Genomic DNA, 1,310 nt, shown 5'->3' with positions numbered 1-1,310 from the left:
CCTCGACGGTTGTGATAACTTTCGCAAAAGCCTTTCCATGCCGCTTTAAGCTTGGAACCATGCAGCTTGCCAAGTCGCTCACCGAGATGGTCTCGGAATGCATCGGCAATCAGGTCGATATCCCAGCCCCCGCCAGAGGAACGCGCTATTCTAGCGAATATCTCTTGGTCGGCTCCAAACTGGAGAGAACCGGCTGGAAACATTAGCTGCCCATCGCTTTTCGCAGCTGCGGGTCGTACTACTTGATTGCGTTGTGTTTCTAATTCGCGTGTAGTTGTTTGATGATCTATGACCTTTGGGGTTTCCTTAGGTTGGAAAACAATCTCGAGTTCTCTTACTGCTCTTCCTTGTCTTATTTCCGTCCACTCGACCGTAAAATGCGCCAGTTCGTCGATTTCATTCTTGCAAACGGTCAATACTTTTCGCCGCAACTGAGCAAAGTCTTTATAGACGTTAGGTGAGATCCCTAAGGCAGCACGAAATGCGATGACGTCACCTTTCCACACGGTTTGACGTCTCTTCACGCGCAAGGCCCCGATTTCGTAAAGTTTAAGCGCGTAAGCCGAACGAAAACCCAATACAGCGGTGCGGTTCATGACCGCATAGGTCTCAGACTCTTGGATTAGTCTTCGGGCATCAGGAGTAAATTCCCACTCGATCCAACCGACTTCTTTTCCAGGCTCTGTGTCTTCAACTTCTTCCCTTGAAGAGGCAATCAGAGAAAATCGTCGCGTCGCTTTTTTACCTCGCCAGGAAATGTCGTCTTCGGCAAATAGAGTACCATGCAGTTCTTCAAGCATGTCACTTATGCGTTCGTTACCTTTGTGACCCCGCCTGATGTCTGCTTTGCGCATGCGGTGGACCACTGGCTTCCAAGCATCGCCACCGGCTACAAGGATCATCAACGCGAGTAGACGTGATGCAGTCAGGCTTAGCGATTGGCCTCTGACGAAACGTATCTCCACAAGGTGGCCAGGTTTGGCGAACTCGTCGGCACCCTTATGCTGTAGAGCGCGAGCAACACGCATGGCGCGCTTTGGAGCTTCATCACTTTCGGATGCGTATTGCATGGGCGGGTTATCCAGCACCTAACGGGACGAACGATTCGTATCCTGACCTTAGAATGAGAATAAGGTCAGGTGAAGCGGAAATTGGGGATCTTAGCGCCTTCTCGCGGCCGCGTATGGTGCTGAGAAGTAAGGTTTCTTATGAAGATTTCTATAAACACGACCGCAGCGTGCTGCGGGGGATTCTGATTCTATTCAAGTGATTCTGATTCAAGACAAAAAATACTAGGAAAACCAACGACT

Annotated in this window: 1 protein-coding gene; it reads right to left on the bottom strand. The window is 50.1% G+C overall.

Annotated elements, in window-relative coordinates:
- Positions 1 to 1,070 (bottom strand): replication initiation protein (locus tag GEU01_RS25455; RefSeq protein WP_198284515.1); only part of this gene is annotated, 1,070 nt, incomplete at its 3' end.
- Positions 1,071 to 1,310: the final 240 nt, after the last annotated feature.

Source organism: Komagataeibacter europaeus LMG 18890, from assembly GCF_000285295.1.
Taxonomy (GTDB): domain Bacteria; phylum Pseudomonadota; class Alphaproteobacteria; order Acetobacterales; family Acetobacteraceae; genus Komagataeibacter; species Komagataeibacter europaeus.
This window is presented reverse-complemented; position numbering and strand designations above follow the sequence as displayed.